This is a genomic window from Kitasatospora sp. NPDC057500 (genome assembly GCF_042802195.1).
GTDB lineage: Bacteria > Actinomycetota > Actinomycetes > Streptomycetales > Streptomycetaceae > Kitasatospora.
Genome location: NZ_JBHVER010000148.1, coordinates 1 through 20,837 on the forward strand (window position 1 = coordinate 1; position 20,837 = coordinate 20,837).

At 72.4% G+C, this 20,837-nt stretch carries 15 protein-coding genes; 5 read left to right on the forward strand and 10 right to left on the reverse strand.

Annotation, left to right across the window (positions count from 1 at the left end):
• Window positions 1-89: 89 nt before the first annotated feature.
• The gene (gene dnaE, locus ACFU74_RS26375) at window positions 90-3,635 is read right to left on the reverse strand and encodes a DNA polymerase III subunit alpha (RefSeq protein ID WP_380761010.1); all 3,546 of its coding nucleotides are present in this window, start codon (window positions 3,633-3,635) and stop codon (window positions 90-92) included.
• A 188-nt stretch (window positions 3,636-3,823) separates the two neighbouring features.
• Between dnaE and ACFU74_RS26380 the strand changes: the two genes are divergently transcribed.
• Complete coding sequence (locus tag ACFU74_RS26380) at window positions 3,824-5,152, forward strand: DUF2252 domain-containing protein (protein ID WP_380761012.1); 1,329 nt, start codon at window positions 3,824-3,826, stop codon at window positions 5,150-5,152.
• On the opposite strand, the gene ACFU74_RS26385 is transcribed toward ACFU74_RS26380, so the two are convergent.
• The 3 genes from ACFU74_RS26385 to ACFU74_RS26395 all read right to left on the reverse strand — a co-directional run bounded on the left by ACFU74_RS26385 (window position 5,149) and on the right by ACFU74_RS26395 (window position 7,538).
• A complete protein-coding gene (locus ACFU74_RS26385) occupies window positions 5,149-6,282 on the reverse strand; it encodes a hypothetical protein (RefSeq protein ID WP_380761014.1) in 1,134 nt (377 codons plus the stop codon). The genes ACFU74_RS26380 and ACFU74_RS26385 overlap by 4 nt on opposite strands.
• Before the next feature lie 346 nt (window positions 6,283-6,628).
• A complete protein-coding gene (locus ACFU74_RS26390; RefSeq protein WP_380761016.1) occupies window positions 6,629-6,907 on the reverse strand; it encodes a hypothetical protein in 279 nt (92 codons plus the stop codon).
• Between the two features lie 10 nt (window positions 6,908-6,917).
• On the reverse strand, window positions 6,918-7,538 hold the full coding sequence (locus tag ACFU74_RS26395; protein WP_380761032.1) for a dienelactone hydrolase family protein: 621 nt from the start codon (window positions 7,536-7,538) through the stop codon (window positions 6,918-6,920).
• A 151-nt stretch (window positions 7,539-7,689) separates the two neighbouring features.
• Between ACFU74_RS26395 and ACFU74_RS26400 the strand changes: the two genes are divergently transcribed.
• The 3 genes from ACFU74_RS26400 (at window position 7,690) to ACFU74_RS26410 (ending at window position 10,366) form a co-directional block, all read left to right on the forward strand.
• A complete protein-coding gene (locus ACFU74_RS26400) occupies window positions 7,690-9,324 on the forward strand; it encodes an alkaline phosphatase D family protein (protein ID WP_380761034.1) in 1,635 nt (544 codons plus the stop codon).
• Window positions 9,325-9,510: 186 nt separating this feature from the next.
• A complete protein-coding gene (locus ACFU74_RS26405; protein ID WP_380761018.1) occupies window positions 9,511-10,224 on the forward strand; it encodes a hypothetical protein in 714 nt (237 codons plus the stop codon).
• 4 nt (window positions 10,225-10,228) lie between these two features.
• Window positions 10,229-10,366: an LPXTG cell wall anchor domain-containing protein gene (locus ACFU74_RS26410; protein WP_380761036.1), complete on the forward strand. Its 138-nt coding sequence runs from the start codon at window positions 10,229-10,231 to the stop codon at window positions 10,364-10,366.
• Between the two features lie 67 nt (window positions 10,367-10,433).
• Here ACFU74_RS26410 and ACFU74_RS26415 read toward each other — a convergent pair whose 3' ends face one another.
• The 6 genes from ACFU74_RS26415 to ACFU74_RS26440 all read right to left on the reverse strand — a co-directional run bounded on the left by ACFU74_RS26415 (window position 10,434) and on the right by ACFU74_RS26440 (window position 17,070).
• Window positions 10,434-11,300, reverse strand: a complete 867-nt coding sequence (locus ACFU74_RS26415) for an ABC transporter permease (protein WP_380761020.1) — start codon at window positions 11,298-11,300, stop codon at window positions 10,434-10,436.
• Window positions 11,297-14,110, reverse strand: a complete 2,814-nt coding sequence (locus tag ACFU74_RS26420; protein ID WP_380761022.1) for an alpha/beta fold hydrolase — start codon at window positions 14,108-14,110, stop codon at window positions 11,297-11,299. The genes ACFU74_RS26415 and ACFU74_RS26420 overlap by 4 nt, the downstream gene beginning before the upstream one ends.
• Before the next feature lie 85 nt (window positions 14,111-14,195).
• Window positions 14,196-14,657: a GNAT family N-acetyltransferase gene (locus ACFU74_RS26425; RefSeq protein ID WP_380761024.1), complete on the reverse strand. Its 462-nt coding sequence runs from the start codon at window positions 14,655-14,657 to the stop codon at window positions 14,196-14,198.
• Window positions 14,658-14,667: 10 nt separating this feature from the next.
• On the reverse strand, window positions 14,668-15,606 hold the full coding sequence (locus tag ACFU74_RS26430; protein ID WP_380761026.1) for an RluA family pseudouridine synthase: 939 nt from the start codon (window positions 15,604-15,606) through the stop codon (window positions 14,668-14,670).
• A 60-nt stretch (window positions 15,607-15,666) separates the two neighbouring features.
• Window positions 15,667-16,419, reverse strand: a complete 753-nt coding sequence (gene lspA / locus ACFU74_RS26435; protein WP_380761038.1) for a signal peptidase II — start codon at window positions 16,417-16,419, stop codon at window positions 15,667-15,669.
• Window positions 16,420-16,554: 135 nt separating this feature from the next.
• On the reverse strand, window positions 16,555-17,070 hold the full coding sequence (locus ACFU74_RS26440) for a TraR/DksA family transcriptional regulator (RefSeq protein ID WP_380761028.1): 516 nt from the start codon (window positions 17,068-17,070) through the stop codon (window positions 16,555-16,557).
• A gap of 579 nt (window positions 17,071-17,649) precedes the next feature.
• Between ACFU74_RS26440 and ileS the strand changes: the two genes are divergently transcribed.
• A complete protein-coding gene (ileS, locus tag ACFU74_RS26445; protein ID WP_380761030.1) occupies window positions 17,650-20,799 on the forward strand; it encodes an isoleucine--tRNA ligase in 3,150 nt (1,049 codons plus the stop codon).
• The last annotated feature ends 38 nt before the right edge of the window (window positions 20,800-20,837 follow it).

Genomic DNA, 20,837 nt, shown 5'->3' on the forward strand with positions numbered 1-20,837 from the left:
CCCTGCCCCCCGCGGTGCCGGCCCCGCTGCCCCACCCCGCGGAGGGGGGGGCGCCGGTACCGGGCGGGGTACGGGCGCCCACCGGGGGATCAGTTCGTCCCGTTGCCCGCCAGGCAGCTCGGCCCGAGCAGCTGCTTCAGGTCCCCGAACAGCGCCGGGTCGGACTTCACCCGGTGCCGGTCCAGGCGCAGCACCGTCGTCCTGCTCCGCGCCTCCAGCCGGACCCGGACCTCCGTGGTCCCCCGGTGGCTGCTCAGCACCTCGCCGAGCCGCGCCACCAGCGGGGGCGTCACCTTGCCGCTGGGGATGTTGATGATGATCGGCGCGTCCGCATGCGCGTTCGACAGGTCCGGGACCGACAGCTCCATTCCCATCAGCCGCGGCACGTCCTCGCGCTTGTCCAGCTTGCCGCGGACGAACACCACCGCGTCCTCGACCAGCTGCGAGGAGACCAGCTGGTAGCTGGCCGGGAAGAACATGCAGTCGATCGAGCCGGCGAGGTCCTCGACCGTCGCGATCGCCCAGGCGTTGCCCTGCTTGGTCATCTTCCGCTGGAGGCCCGAGATGATGCCGCCGATGGTGACGATCGTCCCGTCGGGCCGCTCGGCGAGGTCGGCGACCGCGCAGTCCGCCTTGTCGGCGAGCACGTGCTCGATGCCGTGCAGCGGGTGCGAGGAGACGTACAGGCCGAGCATCTCCCGCTCCTGGGTGAGCAGGAAGGACTTCTCCCACTCGTCCTCGGAGAAGACCACGTCCAGCCCGAAGCTCGGCTCGTCGCTCGTCGCGTCGCCGCCGAAGAGGTCGAACTGCCCCTCGGCCTCCTTGCGCTTGATGCCGACGACGTTGTCGATCATCGGCTCGAACTGCGCGGTCAGGCCCTTGCGGGTGTGCCCGAGCGAGTCGAAGGAACCGGCCTTGATCAGCGATTCGACGGTCCGCTTGTTGCAGACCACCGACTCCACCTTCTCCAGGAAGTCCGGGAAGGAGGAGAACTTCCCCTTGGTCCTGCGGGTCCGGATCATCGACTCGACGACCGGGCCGCCGACGTTGCGGATGGCGGTCAGGCCGAACCGGACGGTGGTGTCACCGTGCGGGGTGAAGTCCGCGTCCGACTCGTTGACGTCCGGCGGCAGGACGTTGATGCCCATCTTGCGGCACTCGTTGAGGTAGACGGCCGACTTGTCCTTGTCGTCCTTCACCGAGGTCAGCAGGCCGGACATGTACTCGGCCGGGAAGTTGGCCTTGAGGTACGCCGTCCAGTACGAGACCAGCCCGTAGCCCGCCGTGTGGGCCTTGTTGAACGCGTAGCCGGAGAAGGGGACGAGCACGTCCCACACCGCCTGGATCGCCGCGTCCGAGTAGCCGCGCTCCCGGCAGCCCTTCTGGAACGGGACGAACTCGGCCTCCAGGATCTCCTTCTTCTTCTTGCCCATCGCGCGGCGCAGCAGGTCGGCCTGGCCGAGCGAGTAGCCGGCCAGGATCTGCGCGGCCTTCTGCACCTGCTCCTGGTAGACGATCAGGCCGTAGGTGGGCCGCAGCACCTCCTCCAGGGGCTTCTCCAGCTCCGGGTGGATCGGGGTGATCTCCTGCTGGCCGTTCTTGCGCAGCGCGTAGTTGGTGTGCGAGTTGACGCCCATCGGACCGGGGCGGTACAGCGCCAGGACGGCGGAGATGTCCTCGAAGTTGTCGGGCTTCATCAGGCGCAGCAGCGAGCGCATGGGGCCGCCGTCGAGCTGGAAGACGCCGAGCGTGTCGCCACGCGCCAGCAGTTCGTAGGTCGGCTTGTCGTCCAGGGGCAGATCAAGCAGGTTGATCTTGATGCCCTTGTTCTTCTCGATCGCCTTGACGGCGTCGTCCATGATCGTCAGGTTGCGCAGGCCGAGGAAGTCCATCTTGAGAAGGCCGAGGCCCTCGCAGGTGGGGTAGTCGAACTGCGTGATGGTGACGCCGTCGGTGTGCCGGGTCCAGACCGGGATGTGGTCGGTCAGCGGCTCGGCGGACATGATGACGCCGGCCGCGTGCACGCCGGGCTGGCGGATCAGGCCCTCGATGCCGCGCGCGGTGTCGATCACCTTGCGCACGTCGGGGTCGGTCTCGTACAGCCCGCGGATCTCGCCGGCCTCGCTGTAGCGCGGGTGGCTGCTGTCCGTGATGCCGGACAGCGGGATGCCCTTGCCCATCACGTCCGGCGGCATCGCCTTGGTGATCCGGTCGCCCATCGCGTACGGGTAGCCGAGGACCCGCGAGGAGTCCTTGATGGCGGCCTTCGCCTTGATGGTGCCGTAGGTGACGATCATGGCGACCTTGTCGGATCCCCACTTCTCCGTCACGTACCGGATCACGTCACCGCGCCGGCGCTCGTCGAAGTCGATGTCGACATCGGGCATGGAGATGCGCTCGGGGTTGAGGAAGCGCTCGAAGATCAGGCCGTGCGGGATCGGGTCGAGGTCGGTGATGCCCATGGCGTACGCGACCAGCGAGCCGGCCGCCGAACCACGGCCGGGGCCCACCGCGATGCCCTGGTCCTTCGCCCACATGATGAAGTCGGCGACCACGAGGAAGTACGCCGGGAACCCCATCTGGATGATGGTGTCCATCTCGTACTCGGCGAGCTTCTTGTGCTCCTCGTCGTACCCGTTCGGGAAGCGCCAGTCCATGCCTTCCCAGACCTTGGACTTGAAGAAGTCCGCCTCGGACTCGAAGCCCTCCGGGATCGGGAAGCGCGGCATGAGGTTGCGGAACTGGAACATGCCCTCGGTGTCGACCCGGGAGGCGACCAGCAGCTGGCTGTTGCGGCAGCCCTCCTGCCAGGCGTCCGACTGGTCCAGGGCGTACATCTCGGCGGCCGACTTGATGTAGTAGCCGGTGCCGTCGAACCGGAACCGGTCCGGGTCGGAGAGGTTCTTGCCGGTCTGCACGCAGAGCAGCAGGTCGTGGGCTCCGGCGTCGGCCTCGGTGGTGTAGTGCGAGTCGTTGGTGACGACCGGCGGGATGCCGAGCTTCTTCCCGATCTCGATCAGCCCGTCGCGGACCCGCTTCTCGATGTCGAGGCCGTGGTCCATCAGCTCCAGGAAGTAGTTCTCCTTGCCGAAGATCTCCTGGTACTCGGCGGCGGACCTCAGCGCCTCGTCGAACTGGCCCAGGCGCAGCCGGGTCTGCAGCTCGCCGGAGGGGCAGCCGGTGGTGGCCATCAGGCCGCCGGACAGCTCGGAGATCAGCTCCTTGTCCATCCGGGGCCACTTGACCAGCCAGCCCTCGGAGTAGGAGCGCGAGGTCAGCTTGAAGAGGTTGTGCAGGCCCTCCTTGTTCCGGGCCCAGATGGTCTTGTGGGTGTAGGCGCCGGACGCCGAGACGTCGTCCTTCTTCTGGTGCGGCTGGCCCCACAGGATGCGCTTGGTGTTCGACCGGGCCTCCGGGGCGACGTACGCCTCGATGCCGATCACCGGGGTGATGCCGGCGGCGGTGGCCTGCTTGTGGAACTCGGCCGCACCGTACATGTTGCCGTGGTCGGTCATCGCGACGTGCGTCTGGCCCAGCCGCTCGACCTCCTTGAACATCTGCTTCAGCCGGGCGGCACCGTCCAGCATCGAGTACTCGGTGTGAACGTGCAGATGCGCGAACGGCTGATCGCTCAAGGCGGGGCCTCCGTAGGCTCGGTGCTGGCAGGTGGGCCGGCGAACGCGCAGGTCGCAGAAGGTGCCTGGAAACAGTTGCGGCCCGGGCCACTACCAGGGCCCGGACCAGCACTCACACGTTCACGTTCCTACTCTAGCCTCCAGACGCAGCTGTCCCCGGCCACCCGCCGCGCCCCGAAGGATCGCCCATGCCTCACCCGCAGCCCGCCGTCACCGACCGTGCCGAGGCCGTACTCGGAGTCTTCGACACGGCCTTCGGCGACCTGCTCGCCCAGGACCCGGCGGCCTTCCGCGTGAAGTTCCGGAAGATGGCCGCCTCGGCGTTCGCCTTCTACCGGGGCACCGCCGCCCTCTACTACGCCGACCTCGCCGACGGACCGTTCTCCTCCTTCGCCGGCCCCTTCCTCGACGACCGCACCAGCCGGGTCTGGATCCACGGCGACCTGCACGCGGAGAACTTCGGCACCTACCTCAACGCCGAGGGCCGACTGGTCTTCAACGTCAACGACTTCGACGAGGCCTACGTCGGCGCCTTCACCTGGGACGTCCAGCGCCTGGCCGCCTCGCTCGCGCTGATCGGGTACGCCAAGGCGCTCTCCGACGCGACCATCACCGAACTGGTCACCTCCTTCGCCGACGCCTACCGCCGCCGGATCTCCGCCCACGTCACCACCGGCGACGCGGTCCCGTACACCCTGGACACCACCGGCGGGCCGATCCTCGCCACCCTCCAGCAGGCCCGGCTGCAGACCCGGGTCTCCCTGCTGGACGGCGACACCGTGATCGAGGGCTACGACCGCCGCTTCCGCCTCGGCGGCGGCGCGATCGAACTGGACGAGCCCACCAAGGCCGAGGTCCTCGCCGCCTTCGAGGAGTACCTGGCCACCCTGCCGCCGTCCTCCCGGCTGCGCCCGGCGGCCCTGCGGGTGAAGGACGTGGTCGGCCGCCGGGGCATCGGCATCGGCTCGGCGGGCCTGCCCTCCTACAACGTGCTCCTCGAAGGCCACACCGACGCCCTTGAGAACGACGTGATCATCTACATGAAGCAGGGCCAGACCCCGGCCGTCTCGCGTCACGTCACCGATCCCGCGATCGCCGGCTACTTCGAGCACGAGGGCCACCGCACGGTGATCTCCCAGCGCGCCCTCCAGTCCCACAGCGACCCGTGGCTGGGGTACACCACCCTGCGCGGCCGCGGCCAGCTGGTCGCCGAGGTGTCCCCGTACGCCACCGACCTCGACTGGCGCGACCTCAACGAGCTGCCCGACCTGCTCACGGTCACCGAGTACCTCGGCCGGGCGACGGCCACCATGCACGCCGCCGCCGACGAGTCCTCCAGCGGCCACACGCTGGTCCCGTTCTCCACCGAGCACGCCATCCACGAGGCCATCAGCCGCGACGAGGCGGGCTTCACGGCGATGCTCGTCGACTTCGCCCACGCCTACGGCGCCCGGGCCCGCGCCGACCACCAGCTCTTCGTCGACCTCTACCGCAACAACCGCATCCCGGGCCTCTAACCCTTCCCGGTCAGGGCCGCCAGCCGCGCCGAGGCGGCGGCCCTGACCTCCGCCGTCTCCATCGCGTCGTCCCTGAGGTACGCCAACCTCTCCCTCACGTCGGGCTGGTCCGGCGCCCGCTCCACCCCCATCAACCGCGCGGCGTCCTCACAGTCCCAAAGACACTCCACGTAGATCCCGTCCAACCCCGCCGGATCGATCGCCGCCAACGCCTCCAGATACCCGGCCCGCTCGTACGAGTGCGGCGTCCACAACCAGAACCGCCGCAGCAGCGACGCCGCCTCCCGCGCCTCACGCCCGAACCGCGTCAACCCCCGCGCCGTCCGATCCGGTCCGCACCACCGCTTCTCCACCCAGTCCCGCTCCAACCCGGCCACCAGGACGGGGATGTCCTCCACGTCCCCGAAATCGGCGAGCACCGTGTGCCCGAGCCCGGCCAACCACTCCTGCTCCGCCGCAACCCACTCCCGTGCGGCGGGAACCGCCGCCGCCCCCAGAATCCGCACCGCACGCGGCAGCAACGGCAATGGACGCTCCCCGTCCGCCGACCCCAGCGACGGCACCCACGGCAGCAACCCGGGCTCCGGCTCCCGCCGAGCCAACAGCCGCACCACGTCCCCCCACCGCCCCCGCTCCCCCGGATCCGCCAGCAGCTCCACGAGCCGTGCGTTCGTCTCCGCCGCCAGAGGATCGGCCGATCCGGGCCCATCCTCCGGGTGCCTCGTCTCCATTCCCCAGCGAGCCCACGGCTCCCCCCACAGATCCGCCTCGTCCCCCTTCATCCGCGCCCGCACGACCGCCCCCAGGTCCTCCCACCACCCCACCGGCCACTCACGCGCCATCTCCTCCAGCACATCCCGCCAGTGCTCCCCCTCTCCCACATACTCGCGCAGCGCCTCCCGCGCCTCCCATGACCCGCTCAGCGCCAGCAGCTCCAGCACCCTCGCCGCCCGCTCACACCGCTCCTCGCCCCCGGCCAACCCCTCCACCACCGGCCCGAGCTCCAGCCCCAGATCCCTCACCAACCGCGCCAGATACACCCCCCGCTCATCAAGCCCGTCCCACCGCCAGTCCCACCGCAGACACCCGTGAACAATCTCCGCCACCCCCACCGGATCCTCCACAGCCATCCGGGCCCCCAACCCCCGCCCCCGCTGCACCATCCCGATCAACGACCCCGCCGGCGCATACCGCCCATCACTCATCCTCGTCACCCCCACATCCTCCCCCGCCCAGCCCCACCAAGGCGCAGACCACCTTCCCCTCCGCCAGCGGCTCCCACCACCAAGACCGCGCCGACATCGATGTAGCGGCCTTCCGCAGGGTCCCGGCCCCGGCCGTGCTCGACGGCCGGCCTGAACATCTGCTCCGGGTGAAGGTGACCAGCTGACGATCATGCCGCGGCCCTCAGCCGGACCTTCCCCCTCTGGCACGGGAAGTCGGCCAGGCCGACTTCCCACGCCAGACGAGGGCCGCTCAGCCCGAGTAGGGGATCCAGCCCGGGGTGGCGGTGTCGTAGTGGGCGGCGGTTCGGGGGCGGATGGCGGCGAGGGGGAGCCACTCGTCCTCGGGGTCGCGGTCGTCGAGGGGGCCGGGTGCCCAGGTCAGCAGGACGCGGTCCTCGGCGACCTCCGCTATCCAGCCCAGGAACTCCCGCCCGTCGCGGCAGGTGAAGCCCACCTTGGCGACGTCCTCGCAGCGGCGCGCGAGGTAGTCGCGCAGCGCCCGTTCCTCCGGCGTCAGGCCCGTGTTCAAGGACGGCCCCCTACGCGTCCAGCTCCGCGAGGAAGTCCAGGGCCACGGCCCACGCCCGCTCGGCGGCCTCGGCGTCGTAGTCCGCCAGGTCGGGGTCGGTGAAGAGGTGGCCGGCGCCGTGGTAGCGGTGGATCTCGACGTCGGCACCGGCCTTGCGCATGTTGAGGTACCAGGCGTTCAGCCAGTCCTCCGGCTCGAACGGGTCGGGCTCGGCGACGTGGAGCTGGACGGGGATGGCGGTGGCCGCGTCCTCGCGGATGTCGGAGGTGCCGTGCAGGAGGAGCAGGCCGCGGGCGTTCTCGTCGGCGAGGGCGAGGTTCTGGGCGAGCGATCCGCCGAGGGAGAGGCCGGCGTAGACGAGGGCGGTGCCGGAGGTCAGCAGCGGGGCGGCGGCGCCCACCGCCCGGCGCAGCAGTTCCTCGCTGCCGACCTCCTCCTTGTACGCCATGCCCGCCTCGACGTCCTCGAAGGTCCGGCCCTCGAAGAGGTCCGGGGTGTGCACGGTGTGCCCGGCGGCGCGCAGCCGGTCGGCGGCGGTGTGGACGGCGGGACGCAGGCCGTACACGGAGTGCAGGAGCAGGATCTGGGCCACGGGGGAGGACTTCCTTGCAGCGGACGGGAACCACTCCATCATCGCGCATGGCCGCCAGGTGGCCGCGTCCACCCGGCGGGGTGGCGGGACGTCACGCACCGGTGAATCGACGACAAACAGTCAGTTCATCCTATGGAACAGCTCGTTACCCATCGGTAGCCTTTCCGCCGTGACTGACCTTGTCGATGACATGACCGCCGCCCGCCCCCGCCGCCGCCAGGTGCTCAAGGCCACCGCCATCGCCGCGGGCGCCGCCACCCTGCCGCTGGCCCTCGGTGCCGCGGCCCAGGCCGCCACCGCCCCTCAGTTCCTGCACGGCGTCGCGTCCGGCGACCCGCTGCCCGACGGCATCCTGCTCTGGACCCGCGTCACCCCGGCCCCCGAGGCCGTCCCCGGCTCCGGCCTGGGCGCCGGCACCGAGGTCCGCTGGGAGCTCGCCGCCGACAAGGGCTTCACCCGGATCGCGGCGAGCGGCACCGTGACCACCTCCGCCGCCACCGACCACACCGTGAAGGCGGACGTCCGCGGCCTCACCCCGGACACCGCCTACTGGTACCGCTTCACCGCCGGCGCCACCACCTCCCCGGTCGGCCGCACCCGCACCACCCCGGCCGCCGACGCCGCGCTCGACCGGCTCCGCTTCGGCGTGGCGTCCTGCGCCAACTGGGAGGCCGGCTACTTCTCCGCCTACCGCCACCTGGCGGCCCGCGGCGACCTCGACGCCTTCCTCTTCCTCGGCGACTACATCTACGAGTACCGGACCGGCGAGTTCTGCGCCGCCGGCTCCGTGGTCCGCCCGCACGCGCCCGCCCACGAGATCCTCACCCTCGCCGACTACCGCACCCGCCACGGCCGGTACAAGACCGACGAGGACCTCCAGGCCCTGCACGCCCAGGTCCCGACCATCGCGATCTGGGACGACCACGAGATCGCCAACGACGCCTGGTCCGGCGGCGCCGAGAACCACACCCCCGGCGCCGAGGGCGACTGGGCGGCCCGGGCGGCCTCCGCCAAGCAGGCCTACTTCGAGTGGATGCCGGTCCGCCCGTCCGTCGCCGGCACCACCTACCGCCGCCTGCGCTACGGCAAGCTGGCCGACCTGCACCTGCTGGACCAGCGCTCGTTCCGCTCCGAGCAGGTCAAGGTCGGCAACGGCGAGGTCGACTCGGCCGGCCGCACCATCACCGGCCGCGCCCAGATGGACTGGCTGAAGGCCGGACTCGCCTCCTCCGACACCGCCTGGCGCCTGATCGGCAACGAGGTGATGATCTCCCCGGTCGCCTTCTTCGCGCTGCCCGACTACCTGCTGCGCCCGCTCGCCGAACTGCTCGGCCTGCCCGGCGAGGGCCTGGCGATCAACACCGACCAGTGGGACGGCTACACCCACGACCGCCGCGAGCTGCTCGGCCACCTCAAGGCGAACGGCATCACCAACACCGTCTTCCTCACCGGCGACATCCACTCGGCCTGGGCCTCGGACGTCCCGTACGAGGCCGCCACCTACCCGCTGTCGGGCAGCGCCGCGACCGAGTTCGTGGTCACCTCCGTCACCTCGGACAACATCGACGACTTCCTCAAGGTCGCGCCGCAGACCCTCTCGCTGGTCGCGGCCGCCGCGATCAAGGGCGCCAACCGGCACGTCAAGTGGGTGGACCTGGACTCGCACGGCTACGGCGTCCTGGAGGTCACCCCGGCCCAGACGCAGATGGACTACTACGTCCTCTCCGACCGGACCCGCAAGGACGCCACCAGCAAGTGGTCGCGCTCCTACCGCACCAAGTCCGGCACCCAGCAGATCGAGCGGGTCCACTCCCCCGTCAGGTAGCCACCACCGCACAGGCCCCGCCCTCCGGCCACCCCCGGAGGGCGGGGCCGCTGCCGCCCGGGCACGCGGACGGAGCGGTCTCGTTCGTCCGGGCGATCCTTGAGAGTCGCCCAGAACGTTCACAACGTCACACTGTGCGCTTGTCGCACATAGTGACGGCATGACCAGAGAATCCGGGGGTCCCCCGTGGCTCCGCGCCCGAACGGCCCGCCTCGTCACCACCACCGCGGCACTGGGAATCCTCGGCACCGGCCTGACCGGCGCCACCGCCCGGGCCGCCGCACCACCGCACCCCTCGGCCACCTCACCAACACCGCCCACGCCACCGGCACCGACCCCCAGGGCGGCACTGTCCGCAGCCCCGACGCCCGGGTCGAGCTGCCGGTCGCCACCGGGGCGGCGAAACTGAGCATCACCAAGACCGCCGACAACTCCGGCCCGGTCCGCGTCGGTGGCACCGTCACCTACACCTACACCAACACCGGCGGAACCACGGTCGGCAACCTCGCGGTCACCGACGACCACGCGTCGAACGTCACCTGCGACCGCACCGCCCTCGACCCCGGCCGGACGGCCACCTGCCACGCGACCTACGTCGTCACCGCCGACGACGGCAAGGCCGGCCATGTGACGAACCGCGCCCACGCCACCGGCACCGACCCGCAGGGCGGACAGGTCCGCAGTCCGGACGCGGAGCTCCGCATCACCGTCGCCACCTGCCCGCCGAAGGGGAACGACCACGAGGGCTGCCCCGGCAACCACCCCAGCAGCCACCCGGCCACCCCGGCCACGGAGGCGGCCGGGGGACGGACACGGAGGCGGCCACGACAAGCCCCACGACAAGCCCCACGACAACGACTCCGCCCCGCAGCCGACCCCGCCGCACCACAACGGCGGTAGCAGCCTGCCCGACACCGGCGCACCGGTGGCCGGCCTGATCGCGGCCGGCGGCCTGCTCGTCGCCGCGGGCGGCGTGCTGGTCCACCGGGCCCGGCGGCGCGCCGCGGCCGGGCCCGCCGACGCCACCGACGCCACCCGGTAGGCAGCAGCGCCCGGTCCCGCCCCGGCCCCCGCGCCGGAGGCCGCGGGCGGGACCGTCCCGCGAACCGCTACGACACCACGTCCTTGCGGGTGAACCCCCGGAAGGCGAGCGCCAGCAGCACCACCGCGTAGGACAGCGACAGCGAGACGCCCTGCACCATGCCGCCCCACTCCATCCGTGGCTGCAGGGCGTCCGCCCACGCGTACTGCCAGTGCGCCGGCAGCCAGGCCCGCAGGTCGCCGAGCGCCGTGATCGCGTCCAGCACCCCGGTGATGATCGAGGCGAACACCGCCCCGCCGACCGCCCCCAGCGGCGCGTCCGTGGCGGTGGAGAGCCAGAACGCCGCCGCGGCGATCACGATCTCGCTCAGGAAGACGTACACCACCGCCACCGCCAGCCGCGGCAGCGCGTCCCCGGCGGTCAGACTGGCCCCGGCCGGCAGCCGGAGGTCCCCCCAGCCGTACGCCATGGTGCCGACCAGCAGCCCGACCAGTGGCAGCAGCGCCACGGCCGTCGCCGAGAAGAGCAGCCCCACCAGGAACTTGCGCACCAGCAGCCGCGCCCGCGGCACCGGCGCGGCCAGCAGGTAGCGCAGCGAGGACCAGCTGGCCTCCGAGGCCACCGTGTCGCCGCAGAACAGCGCGACCGGGACGACCAGCATGAAGCCGGTCCCCATGAAGAGCATGGTGACCGCGAAGTTCGGCCCGGACGAGGTGGCCAGCTCGATGAAGCTGGTCCGACCCTCCCGCCCGGGGGTCCCCGCGACCGCGAACGCCGCCAGCACGACCAGCGGCATCGCGGCCAGCACCCCGCCGACCACCAGCGTCCGGCGGCGCCGCAGCTGACGGACCACCTCGACCCGGAACGGCAGTGTCCGCCCGGCCCGGTAGCCGGCCGCGTGATCGGCCGACACCTCAGCACCCACGGCGCTCACGCCGCACCTCCGATCAGCGACAGGAACGCGTCCTCCAGCCGGCGCTGCGGACCGGCCGACTCCACCGGCACCCCGAGCCGCACCAGTTCGGCGAGCAGTCGGCTGCCCGCCATGCCGTCCAGCCGGACGAGCAGTCCGCCCTCCACCGCCTCGGCCGACCCGACCCCGTCCAGCGCGGCCACCTTGTCGGCCGCCGCCGCCAGGTCCGCCGCCCCGAACGAGGCGTCGGTGCCGATCAGCAACTGCGCGCCCGCGCCGACGATCTCCGCGACCGCGCCGGTGGTGACCAGCCGGCCCCGGTCCATCACCACCAGGTCGGTGCAGCTCTGCTCGACCTCGGACAGCAGGTGGCTGGAGACGATGACGGTCCGTCCGGCCGCCGCGTACCGGATCATCACCTCGCGCATCTCACGGATCTGCGGCGGGTCGAGCCCGTTGGTCGGCTCGTCGAGGATCAGCAGGTCCGGCAGGCCGAGCATCGCCTGGGCGATCGCGAGGCGCTGCCGCATGCCCTGCGAGTAGGTGCGCACCGCCCGGTCCAGTGCCTCGCCGAGCCCGGCGATCGCCAGCGCCTCCTCCAGGTGGGCGTCCGCCTCGGGGCGGCCGGTGGCCTGCCAGTACAGCCGCAGGTTGGCCCGCCCGGTGAGGTGCGGCAGGAAGCCCGCGCCCTCGACGAAGGCGCCGACCCGGGAGAGCACCGGCGCGCCGGGCCGCACCCGGTGGCCGAAGATCCGGATCTCGCCGGCGTCCGGGCGGATCAGGCCCATCAGCATCCGCAGCGTGGTGGTCTTGCCCGCACCGTTGGGGCCCAGCAGGCCGAGCACCTGGCCCTGTTCGACCCGGAAGCCCAGGTCACGGACGGCGTACCGGTCGGCGGCGCCCTTGTAGCGCTTGCTCAGGCCGGTGATCTGGAGCGGGACCCCGGCGAGCGCCGGATCGTACGCCGGTCCGTGCGCCCGGCGCGCGGAGCGGGCCGCGCGCAGCCGTGGCACCAGTACCAGCGCGGCGGCCAGCGCGAGCGCCACCAGCGGCAGCACCCAGGTCCGGGACGGCAGCGGGGCCGCCTCGGTGACCAGCCCGTCCACGGTCGGCAGGGTCACCGGTCCGGTGACGGCCGCCCGGTAGGTGGCGGGCTCGACGGGCGAGGCGTACGCGAGGTCGGTGGAGGCGAGCACCAGCCGCAGCCGGTGCCCGGCGTCGAAGGTGTGGTCGACGGTGGGCAGCGCCACCGTGACGGTCCGGCCCTCGGGCGCGTCCGCGCCGGTCACCCGCAGCGGCGCGGAGAGCTGCTGCGGCAGGCTCTGCCGGCCGTCCGGGGCGACGTCGTACAGCTTGGCGAAGAGCACCGCGTCCGGCCGGTCGGCCCGCACCCGGACCGGCACGGTCGGCTGTCCGGTCAGGTGCACCGAGGCGTCCAGCGGCGCCGACTCGAAGGCGGCGAACTGGCCGGGGAAGTCCAGCGACAACCCGGCGCCCAGCGAGGACGCCTGGCTGAGCGCGCCGCCGAAGCCCGGCAGCGCGGAGATGTTGGGCGGCGAGCCGCCGGCCGGGTTGGCGAAGGCCTGCTCGGGCTCGCCGGTGGGGGCCTTCAGGTCGAACTGCCGCGAGCCGGTGCCGCCGAGGCCCGGGTAGGCGTCCGCGGTGGCCCCGCGCAGCACCGCCTGGAAACCCGTCGAGTCGACGCCACCGGTCCGGGTCACCCGGAACGCCGCGCCGGTGTCACCCGCACCGTCCTTCAGGTAGCGGTCGAACCACCCCACCGTCCGGGCGTCCACCCGCGCGCTGGTGTCGGTCGCGCCGTCGTGCCCGCCGGCGAACCAGTCCACCGCCACCGGCGCGCCGTTGGCGGCCACCGCCCGCGCGATCGCGTCGCCCTGGTCGAGCGGGAACAGCGAGTCCTGCTGCCCCTGGATCACCAACGTGGGCGCCTTCAGCCGCTCGGCGACCGAGGACGGGCTGGAGCGGTCGAGCAGCGCGACGGCCTCCGGGTCGGCGCGCCCGGAGGTCGCCACCCGGTCGTACATCCGGCACAGCTCGTCCAGGAACCGGCCGCAGCCGACCTGTCCGCCGACCTGCTCGGGCGCCAGGGCAGGCCGCGCCGCACCGCCGGAGGGGCCGAGCTCGCCCACCGAGCCGGTGGTGAAGAAGATCCCGGCCCAGAGCCGCTTGAACACGCCGTCGACGGCGCCCGAGCCGCGCACCCCCTGCGGGAACAGCGCGTCGGCCAGGTTCCACCAGGTGATCGCGCTGGCCACGGCGTCGATCCGGCTGTCGTACGCCGAGCCGAGCAGCGCCACCGCGCCGCCGTAGGAGGCGCCGGTGATCCCCACCCGGGGGTCCCCGGGGGCGTCCAGCCGCACCTCGGGGCGCTGCGCCAGCCAGTCGACCAGGTGCTTGACGTCCTCGACCTCGCGGTCCGGCGCGTTCAGCCCGATCCGCCCGCCGGAGCGCCCGAAGCCGCGCGCCGACCAGGTCAGCACCGCGTACCCCTGCCGGGCGAGTTCCTGGGCGCGTTCCCGCTCGCCCTCCTTGGAGCCGCCGAAGCCGTGCCCGAGCAGGACGGCCGGGCGCGGGCTGTCACCGGTGGTGAAGAACGAGGTGTCCAGCTGGACGACCTGGGTGCTGCCGGGGGTCTCGGGCATCGCGAGGAAACGGTCCTCCTGCCGGACGGACCGCTCACCGCCGGCCGCGACGGCCACCGCCGTCCCGGCCCCGGCGACGACCAGCAGGGCCACCGCCCCGGCCACCAGTCTCCGTCCGGCGGCCGTCCCACGGCCTCGCCACCGGCGCCACGCCCCACCGAGCTCCATGGCGGTGATCGTAGCCGCCCCCGGAGTAGGCGTCCGATAAAACCACCGGCCCCCGGGCGGGCCCGGGGCCGCCGGAGCACCGCCGCTACAGCACCCTGGTCATGGTCCGGTGCGGGATGCCGGCGTCGTCGTACACCGGCCCCTCGGCCGTGTACCCCAGGCGCTCGTAGAACCCGAGCGCCTGCACCTGCGCGTGCAGCTCCACCTCGCGCGCCCCGCGCGCCCGCCCCGCGGCCTCGACCGCCCGCACCAGCTCGGCGCCGAGCCCGGTCCCCCGGGCCGCCTTCAGCACCGCGAGCCGGCCGAGCAGCACCCGCCCCTCGATCCCGCCGGTGATCCGCAGCGCCTGCTCGCCGAAGATCAGCCGGGCGGTCCCGACCGGCTCACCGTCCGGGTCGAGCGCCAGCAGGTGCTCCGAGGCGGGGTCGAGGTCGTCCCACTCCTCCTCCTCGGAGATCCCCTGCTCGACGATGAAGACGTCCCGCCGCACGCCGTGCACCAGCGCGAGGTCGGCCTCGTCCCGCGCCACCCGGATCGTCCCGGCCATCCCGTTGCCCTCAGCTCTCCGACGCGATGATGTCCAGCGCCTTGCGCAGGTCCGCCGGGTACTCGCTGGCGAACTGCACCCACTCGCCGTCCGCCGGGTGCTCGAACCCGAGCGAGACCGCGTGCAGCCACTGCCGGGTCAGGCCCAGCCGCTTGGCGAGCGTCGGGTCGGCGCCGTAGGTGAGGTCGCCGACGCAGGGGTGGCGCAGCGCGGACATGTGGACGCGGATCTGGTGGGTGCGGCCGGTCTCCAGCTTGATGTCCAGCAGCGACGCGGCCCGGTAGGCCTCGATGAGGTCGTAGTGGGTGACGGACGGCTTGCCCTCGCGGGTGACGGCCCACTTCCAGTCGGAGCTGGGGTGCCGCCCGATCGGCGCGTCGACGGTGCCGCTGAGCGGGTCCGGGTGGCCCTGGACCAGGGTGTGGTACTTCTTCTCGGTCACCCGGTCGTGGAACTGCCGCTTGAGGTCGGTGTAGGCGCGCTCCGACTTGGCCACCACCATCAGCCCGGAGGTGCCGACGTCGAGCCGGTGCACGATGCCCTGGCGCTCGGCGGCGCCCGAGGTGGAGATCCGGTAGCCGGCCGCGGCCAGCCCGCCGATCACGGTGGGACCGGTCCAGCCGGGGCTGGGGTGCGCGGCGACGCCGACCGGCTTGTCGACGAGCACGATGTCCTCGTCGTCGTGGACGATGCGCATGCCCTCGACCGCCTCGGCGACGATCCGCACCGGCGCGGCGGGCGCCGGGATCTCGACCTCCAGCCAGGAGCCGGCGGTGACCCGGTCGGACTTGCCGGCGACGGCGCCGTCCAGCGTCACCTTCCCGTCGGCGGCCAGCTCGGCGGCCTTGGTCCGGGAGAAGCCGAACATCCGGGCGAGGGCGGCGTCGAGGCGCTCGCCCTCCAGGCCGTCGGGAACGGGGAGGCTGCGGATCTGCGCTGCGGTACTCACCCGTACGAGTATGCCGGACGCGCGCAGCCCCGCCGGACGCCGCCGGGGCGCCGGGTGCTGCTACTCGGCCTTGCCCGCCTTCGCGTCCTTCTCCACCGGCTGGTGCACGGTGCCGTCCGGGTTGCTGCCGCGGAAGGAGAGCAGGACGACGAGGATGCCGCCGCAGACGATCGCCGAGTCGGCGAGGTTGAAGACCGCGAAGTGCTGGACGGAGATGAAGTCCACCACGTGCCCGCGGAAGACGCCGGGCGAGCGGAACAGCCGGTCGGTGAGGTTGCCGAGCGCCCCGCCGAGCAGCAGGCCGAGCGCGATCGCCCAGGGCAGGCTGTACAGCCGCCGGGCGATCCGCCAGATCACCACGATGACGGCCGAGGCGATCATGGTGAAGACGACGGTCAGCGCCTGCCCCATGCCGAAGGCTGCGCCGGAGTTGCGGATCACCTGGAAGGTCACCACGTCGCCGATCACCTCGATCGCCGCGTGGTTCTCCAGCCGGGCCACGACCAGCAGCTTGCTGCCGAGGTCGATCAGGAAGGCGAGCAGGGCGACGACCAGCAGCACACCGATCCGCCGGGGCCCCTTCGGCTCGTCCGCCGGTGCGGCCTCCGCGGCCGACGCGCCCTCCGCGGCCGACGCAGCCGCTGGCGCGGCCTCCCCGACCGGCTCCGGCCGGACGGACGCCGCCGGCTCCGCCGGGGCCTGCGGCTCGGCGACGGCCGTCTCCCCGTCTGCCGGGACGGCCCCGGCCGCGACGTCGGCGGGCGTCGGGACGGACTCGTCCCGGGTCTGGGGGGAACCTTGCGTACTGATGATCCGCTCCGCTGCCGTGACGTGGTGGGCCGAGGCCGGTGGGAAGCCCGGTCCACCGAGGGATCGGGCGACGTTACGGGGTCGAGCCTACGGCAAGCCCGACCCCCCGCGTCTCCCCGGGCCGCTCGCCCGGACCGGTCAGCGACGTTCCTGCTTCGCCTTGCACTGGACGCACAGCGTGGCCCGCGGGAAGGCCTGCATCCGCGCCTTGCCGATGGCCTGGCCGCAGGACTCGCAGGTGCCGAAGCCGACACCCTCCAGCCGGGCCAGCGCGTGCTCGGTCTGGGCGAGGCTGTCGCGGGCGTTGTTGGCCAGCGCCAGCTCGCTCTCCCGCGAGATGTTCTTCGTACCGGCGTCCACCTGGTCGTCGCCGGCGCCGTCGTTGGAGTCGCGCATCAGACCGGTGATGGCGGCCTCGGCCGCGCCGATCTCGTGCTGGAGCCGGTCGATGTCGCTGATCAGCTCGGCGTGCAGCTCGTGCACCTCCTCGGAGGTCCACGGCTCCTCGCCGGGGCGGACCGGCAGCTCGGCCGGGTCGACCGACTCGGCGCCGCCGCCGGCGGGCCTGGCGCCGGCCGCGGCCGGGGTACGGGTGCGGCCCGGGGCCACGAGGGTGGTGTCGGTGGTGTTCTTGCGCCGTGCGGTAGTGGTCACGGTCCCCTCCCCTGGGTCGCCTGCCACGGCCTTGCGTGTCCGCTTGGTGGCGGTACCCGCGCCGGTTGCCTTCTCAGCCATGGCTTCGACCCCATCTACGAACGAATCGAGCCGCCGGTTCCCGGCGGCCTCCAGTGCCGGAACGATAATCCCGATCAAAAACGGTCACAACATGACATACCGACGTCTCACAATGATCCCACCCGGCCAGACGTCACAGGCGCCACGCCCAGCACGCCGAACAGAGTTGTGCCCCCCGCCCCGGCGCGCCGAAACCGACTTGCGACGGCCGATACACTGGGCCTGCAAGGCGCAGATGGGGACGAGTACCGCAGTACGCAGCCACCAGCGACCCGGGGACGGTGCGAGCCCGGGGGTGTGCACGGCGCGAAGATCACCCCGGAGCCGCCGGAAGAACGGTCGCGATCCCACTCGCCGGCCCAGTAGACCCGGCCGCAAGCCCAAACAAGAGGGCCGCACGCAGTACCGCGGCCAAGGAGGGTGGTACCGCGGGACGGCACGCCGTCTCGTCCCTCCGTCGGATCCCGTCCACGCATCCGCCGGAGGTAGACGCCCGCGATGGCCAGCACCTACAACCCCGTACCCGCGCAGGTCGACCTGCCCGCCCTCGAACACCGGATCCTCTCCTTCTGGCAGGACAACAAGGTGTTCCAGCGCAGCCTGGAGCAGTCCGAGGGCCGCCCGGAGTGGGTCTTCTACGAGGGCCCGCCGACCGCCAACGGCATGCCCGGCGCCCACCACATCGAGGCCCGCGTCTTCAAGGACGTCTTCCCCCGCTACCGGACCATGAAGGGCTACCACGTCGCCCGCAAGGCCGGCTGGGACTGCCACGGCCTCCCGGTCGAGCTGGCCGTCGAGAAGGAGCTGGGCTTCTCCGGCAAGCAGGACATCGAGGCGTACGGCATCGCCGAGTTCAACGCCAGGTGCCGCGAGTCGGTGACCCGCCACACCGACGCGTTCACCGAGCTCACCACCCGGATGGGCTACTGGGTCGACCTCGACGAGGCCTACCGCACCATGGACCCGTCCTACGTGCAGTCCGTCTGGTGGTCGCTCAAGCAGATCTTCGACAAGGGCCTGCTGGTCCAGGACCACCGGGTCGCCCCCTGGTGCCCGCGCTGCGGCACCGGCCTGTCCGACCACGAGCTGGCCCAGGGCTACGAGACCGTCGTCGACCCCTCGGTCTTCGTCCGCTTCCCGCTGACCGGCGGCCCGCTGGCCGGCCGGGCCGCCCTGCTGGTGTGGACCACCACCCCGTGGACCCTGGTCTCCAACACCGCCGCCGCCGTGCACCCCGAGGTCACCTACGTGGTGGCCACCGACGGCACCGAGCAGCTGGTGGTCGCCGAGCCGCTGCTGGCCAAGGCCCTCGGCGAGGGCTGGGAGCCGACCGGCGAGTCCTTCACCGGCGCCGAGATGGAGCGCTGGGCCTACCGCCGCCCGTTCGACCTGGTCGAGATCGAGGACGCGCACTACGTCCTCAACGCCGAGTACGTCACCACCGAGGACGGCACCGGCATCGTCCACCAGTCGCCCGCCTTCGGCGCCGACGACCTCGCGACCTGCCGCAAGTACGGCCTGCCGGTGGTCAACCCGGTGCTGGCCGACGGCACCTTCGCCCCCGAGGTCCCGCTGGTCGGCGGCCAGTTCTTCAAGAAGGCCGACGAGGCCCTGGTCAAGGACCTCCAGGCCCGCGACCTGCTCTTCCGCCACCTGCCGTACGAGCACAGCTACCCGCACTGCTGGCGCTGCCACACCGCGCTGCTCTACTACGCGCAGCCGTCCTGGTACATCCGCACCACCGCGGTCAAGGACGCCCTGGTCCGGGAGAACGAGGCCACCAACTGGTTCCCCGAGAACGTCAAGCACGGCCGCTTCGGCGACTGGCTGAACAACAACATCGACTGGGCGCTCAGCCGCAACCGCTACTGGGGCACCCCGCTGCCGATCTGGCGCTGCGAGGAGGGCCACCTCACCTGTGTCGGCTCGCTGGCCGAGCTCACCGAGCTGACCGGCACCGACCAGAGCGGCCTGGACCCGCACCGCCCGTACATCGACGAGGTCACCTTCGCCTGCCGCGACTGCGGCGGCACCGCCACCCGGGTGCCCGAGGTCATCGACGCCTGGTACGACTCGGGCTCGATGCCCTTCGCCCAGTACGGCTACCCGTACCAGAACAAGGAGCTGTTCGAGAAGCGCTACCCGGCGCAGTTCATCTCCGAGGCGATCGACCAGACCCGCGGCTGGTTCTACACCCTGATGGCCGTCGGCACCCTGGTGTTCGACCGGAACAGCTACGAGAACGTCGTCTGCCTGGGCCACATCCTGGCCGAGGACGGCCGCAAGATGTCCAAGCACCTGGGCAACATCCTGCAGCCGATCCCGCTGATGGACCAGCACGGCGCCGACGCCGTCCGCTGGTTCATGGCCGCCGGCGGCTCGCCCTGGTCGGCCCGCCGGGTCGGCCACGGCACGATCCAGGAGGTGGTCCGCAAGACCCTCCTCACCTACTGGAACACCGTCGCCTTCCAGGCCCTCTACGCCCGCACCTGCGGCTGGGCGCCGTCCGCGGCCGACCCGGCCCCGGCCGACCGCCCGCAGCTGGACCGCTGGGTGCTCTCCGAGCTGAACACCCTGGTCCGCGAGGTCGACGCGGCCTTCGAGGCGTACGACACCCAGCGCGCCGGCAAGCTGCTCTCCGGCTTCGTCGACGACCTCTCCAACTGGTACGTGCGCCGCGGCCGCCGCCGCTTCTGGCAGGGTGACGCCGCCGCGCTCGCCACCCTGCACGAGGCGCTGGAGACCGTCACCCGGCTGATGGCCCCGCTCACCCCGTTCATCACCGAGCAGGTCTGGCAGGACCTGGTCGTCCCGGTCGCCCCGGACGCGCCGGCCTCGGTCCACCTGGCGAGCTGGCCGGTGGCGGACGAGTCGCTGGTCGACGCCGACCTCTCCCGGCACATGGCGCTGGTCCGCCGCCTGGTCGAGCTCGGCCGGGCCACCCGCGCCGAGTCCGGCGTGAAGACCCGTCAGCCGCTGTCCCGGGCGCTGGTCGCCGCCCAGGGCTGGGACGAGCTGCCCGCCGACCTGCGCGCGCAGATCGCCGAGGAGCTCAACGTCTCCGCCCTGGAGTCCCTTGCGGCGTCGTCCCCTTCCGGGGCAGGCGGCGGCTCGCTGGTCGACACCACCGCCAAGGCCAACTTCCGTGCGCTGGGCAAGCGTTTCGGCAAGGGCGTGCAGGACGTCGCCAAGGCGGTCGCCGCCGCGGACGCCGCCAGGCTCGCCGCCGAACTGCGCGCGGAGGGCACCACCTCCGTCGAGCTGAACGGCGAGAGCGTCGTCCTCTCCCCCGATGAGGTGATCATCACCGAGACCCCGCGCGAGGGCTGGGCCGTCGCCAACGAGTCCGGTGCCACCGTCGCCCTCGACCTGGCGATCACCCCCGAGCTGAAGCGCCTCGGCATCGCCCGTGACGCCATCCGCCAGATCCAGGAGGCCCGCAAGAACTCCGGCCTGGACGTCGCCGACCGGATCGTGCTGCGCTGGCGGGCCACCAGCGACGAGACCGCGGAGGCCATCGCCGAGCACGGTGCCCTCGTCGCCGAGGAGGTGCTGGCCACCGACTTCGCCGCCGGCGCCGCCGACTGGCAGTCCGACACCTTCTCCGACGACTCCCTCGGCCTCGCCTTCCAGCTCCGCAAGGCCTGACCGAAGCGACGAAAGGACCGCCGCCACCTCTCCGGAGG

Excerpts from the sequence above, each read along its gene's own strand:
- ACFU74_RS26380 (WP_380761012.1), top strand. The coding sequence starts at position 3,824 with ATGCCTCACCCGCAGCCCGCCGTCACCGACCGTGCCGAGGCCGTACTC.
- ACFU74_RS26385 (WP_380761014.1), bottom strand. The coding sequence starts at position 6,282 with ATGGCTGTGGAGGATCCGGTGGGGGTGGCGGAGATTGTTCACGGGTGT.
- ACFU74_RS26395 (WP_380761032.1), bottom strand. The coding sequence starts at position 7,538 with ATGGAGTGGTTCCCGTCCGCTGCAAGGAAGTCCTCCCCCGTGGCCCAG.
- ACFU74_RS26400 (WP_380761034.1), top strand. The coding sequence starts at position 7,690 with ATGACCGCCGCCCGCCCCCGCCGCCGCCAGGTGCTCAAGGCCACCGCC.
- ACFU74_RS26420 (WP_380761022.1), bottom strand. The coding sequence starts at position 14,110 with ATGGAGCTCGGTGGGGCGTGGCGCCGGTGGCGAGGCCGTGGGACGGCC.
- ACFU74_RS26425 (WP_380761024.1), bottom strand. The coding sequence starts at position 14,657 with ATGGCCGGGACGATCCGGGTGGCGCGGGACGAGGCCGACCTCGCGCTG.
- ileS (WP_380761030.1), top strand. The coding sequence starts at position 17,650 with ATGGCCAGCACCTACAACCCCGTACCCGCGCAGGTCGACCTGCCCGCC.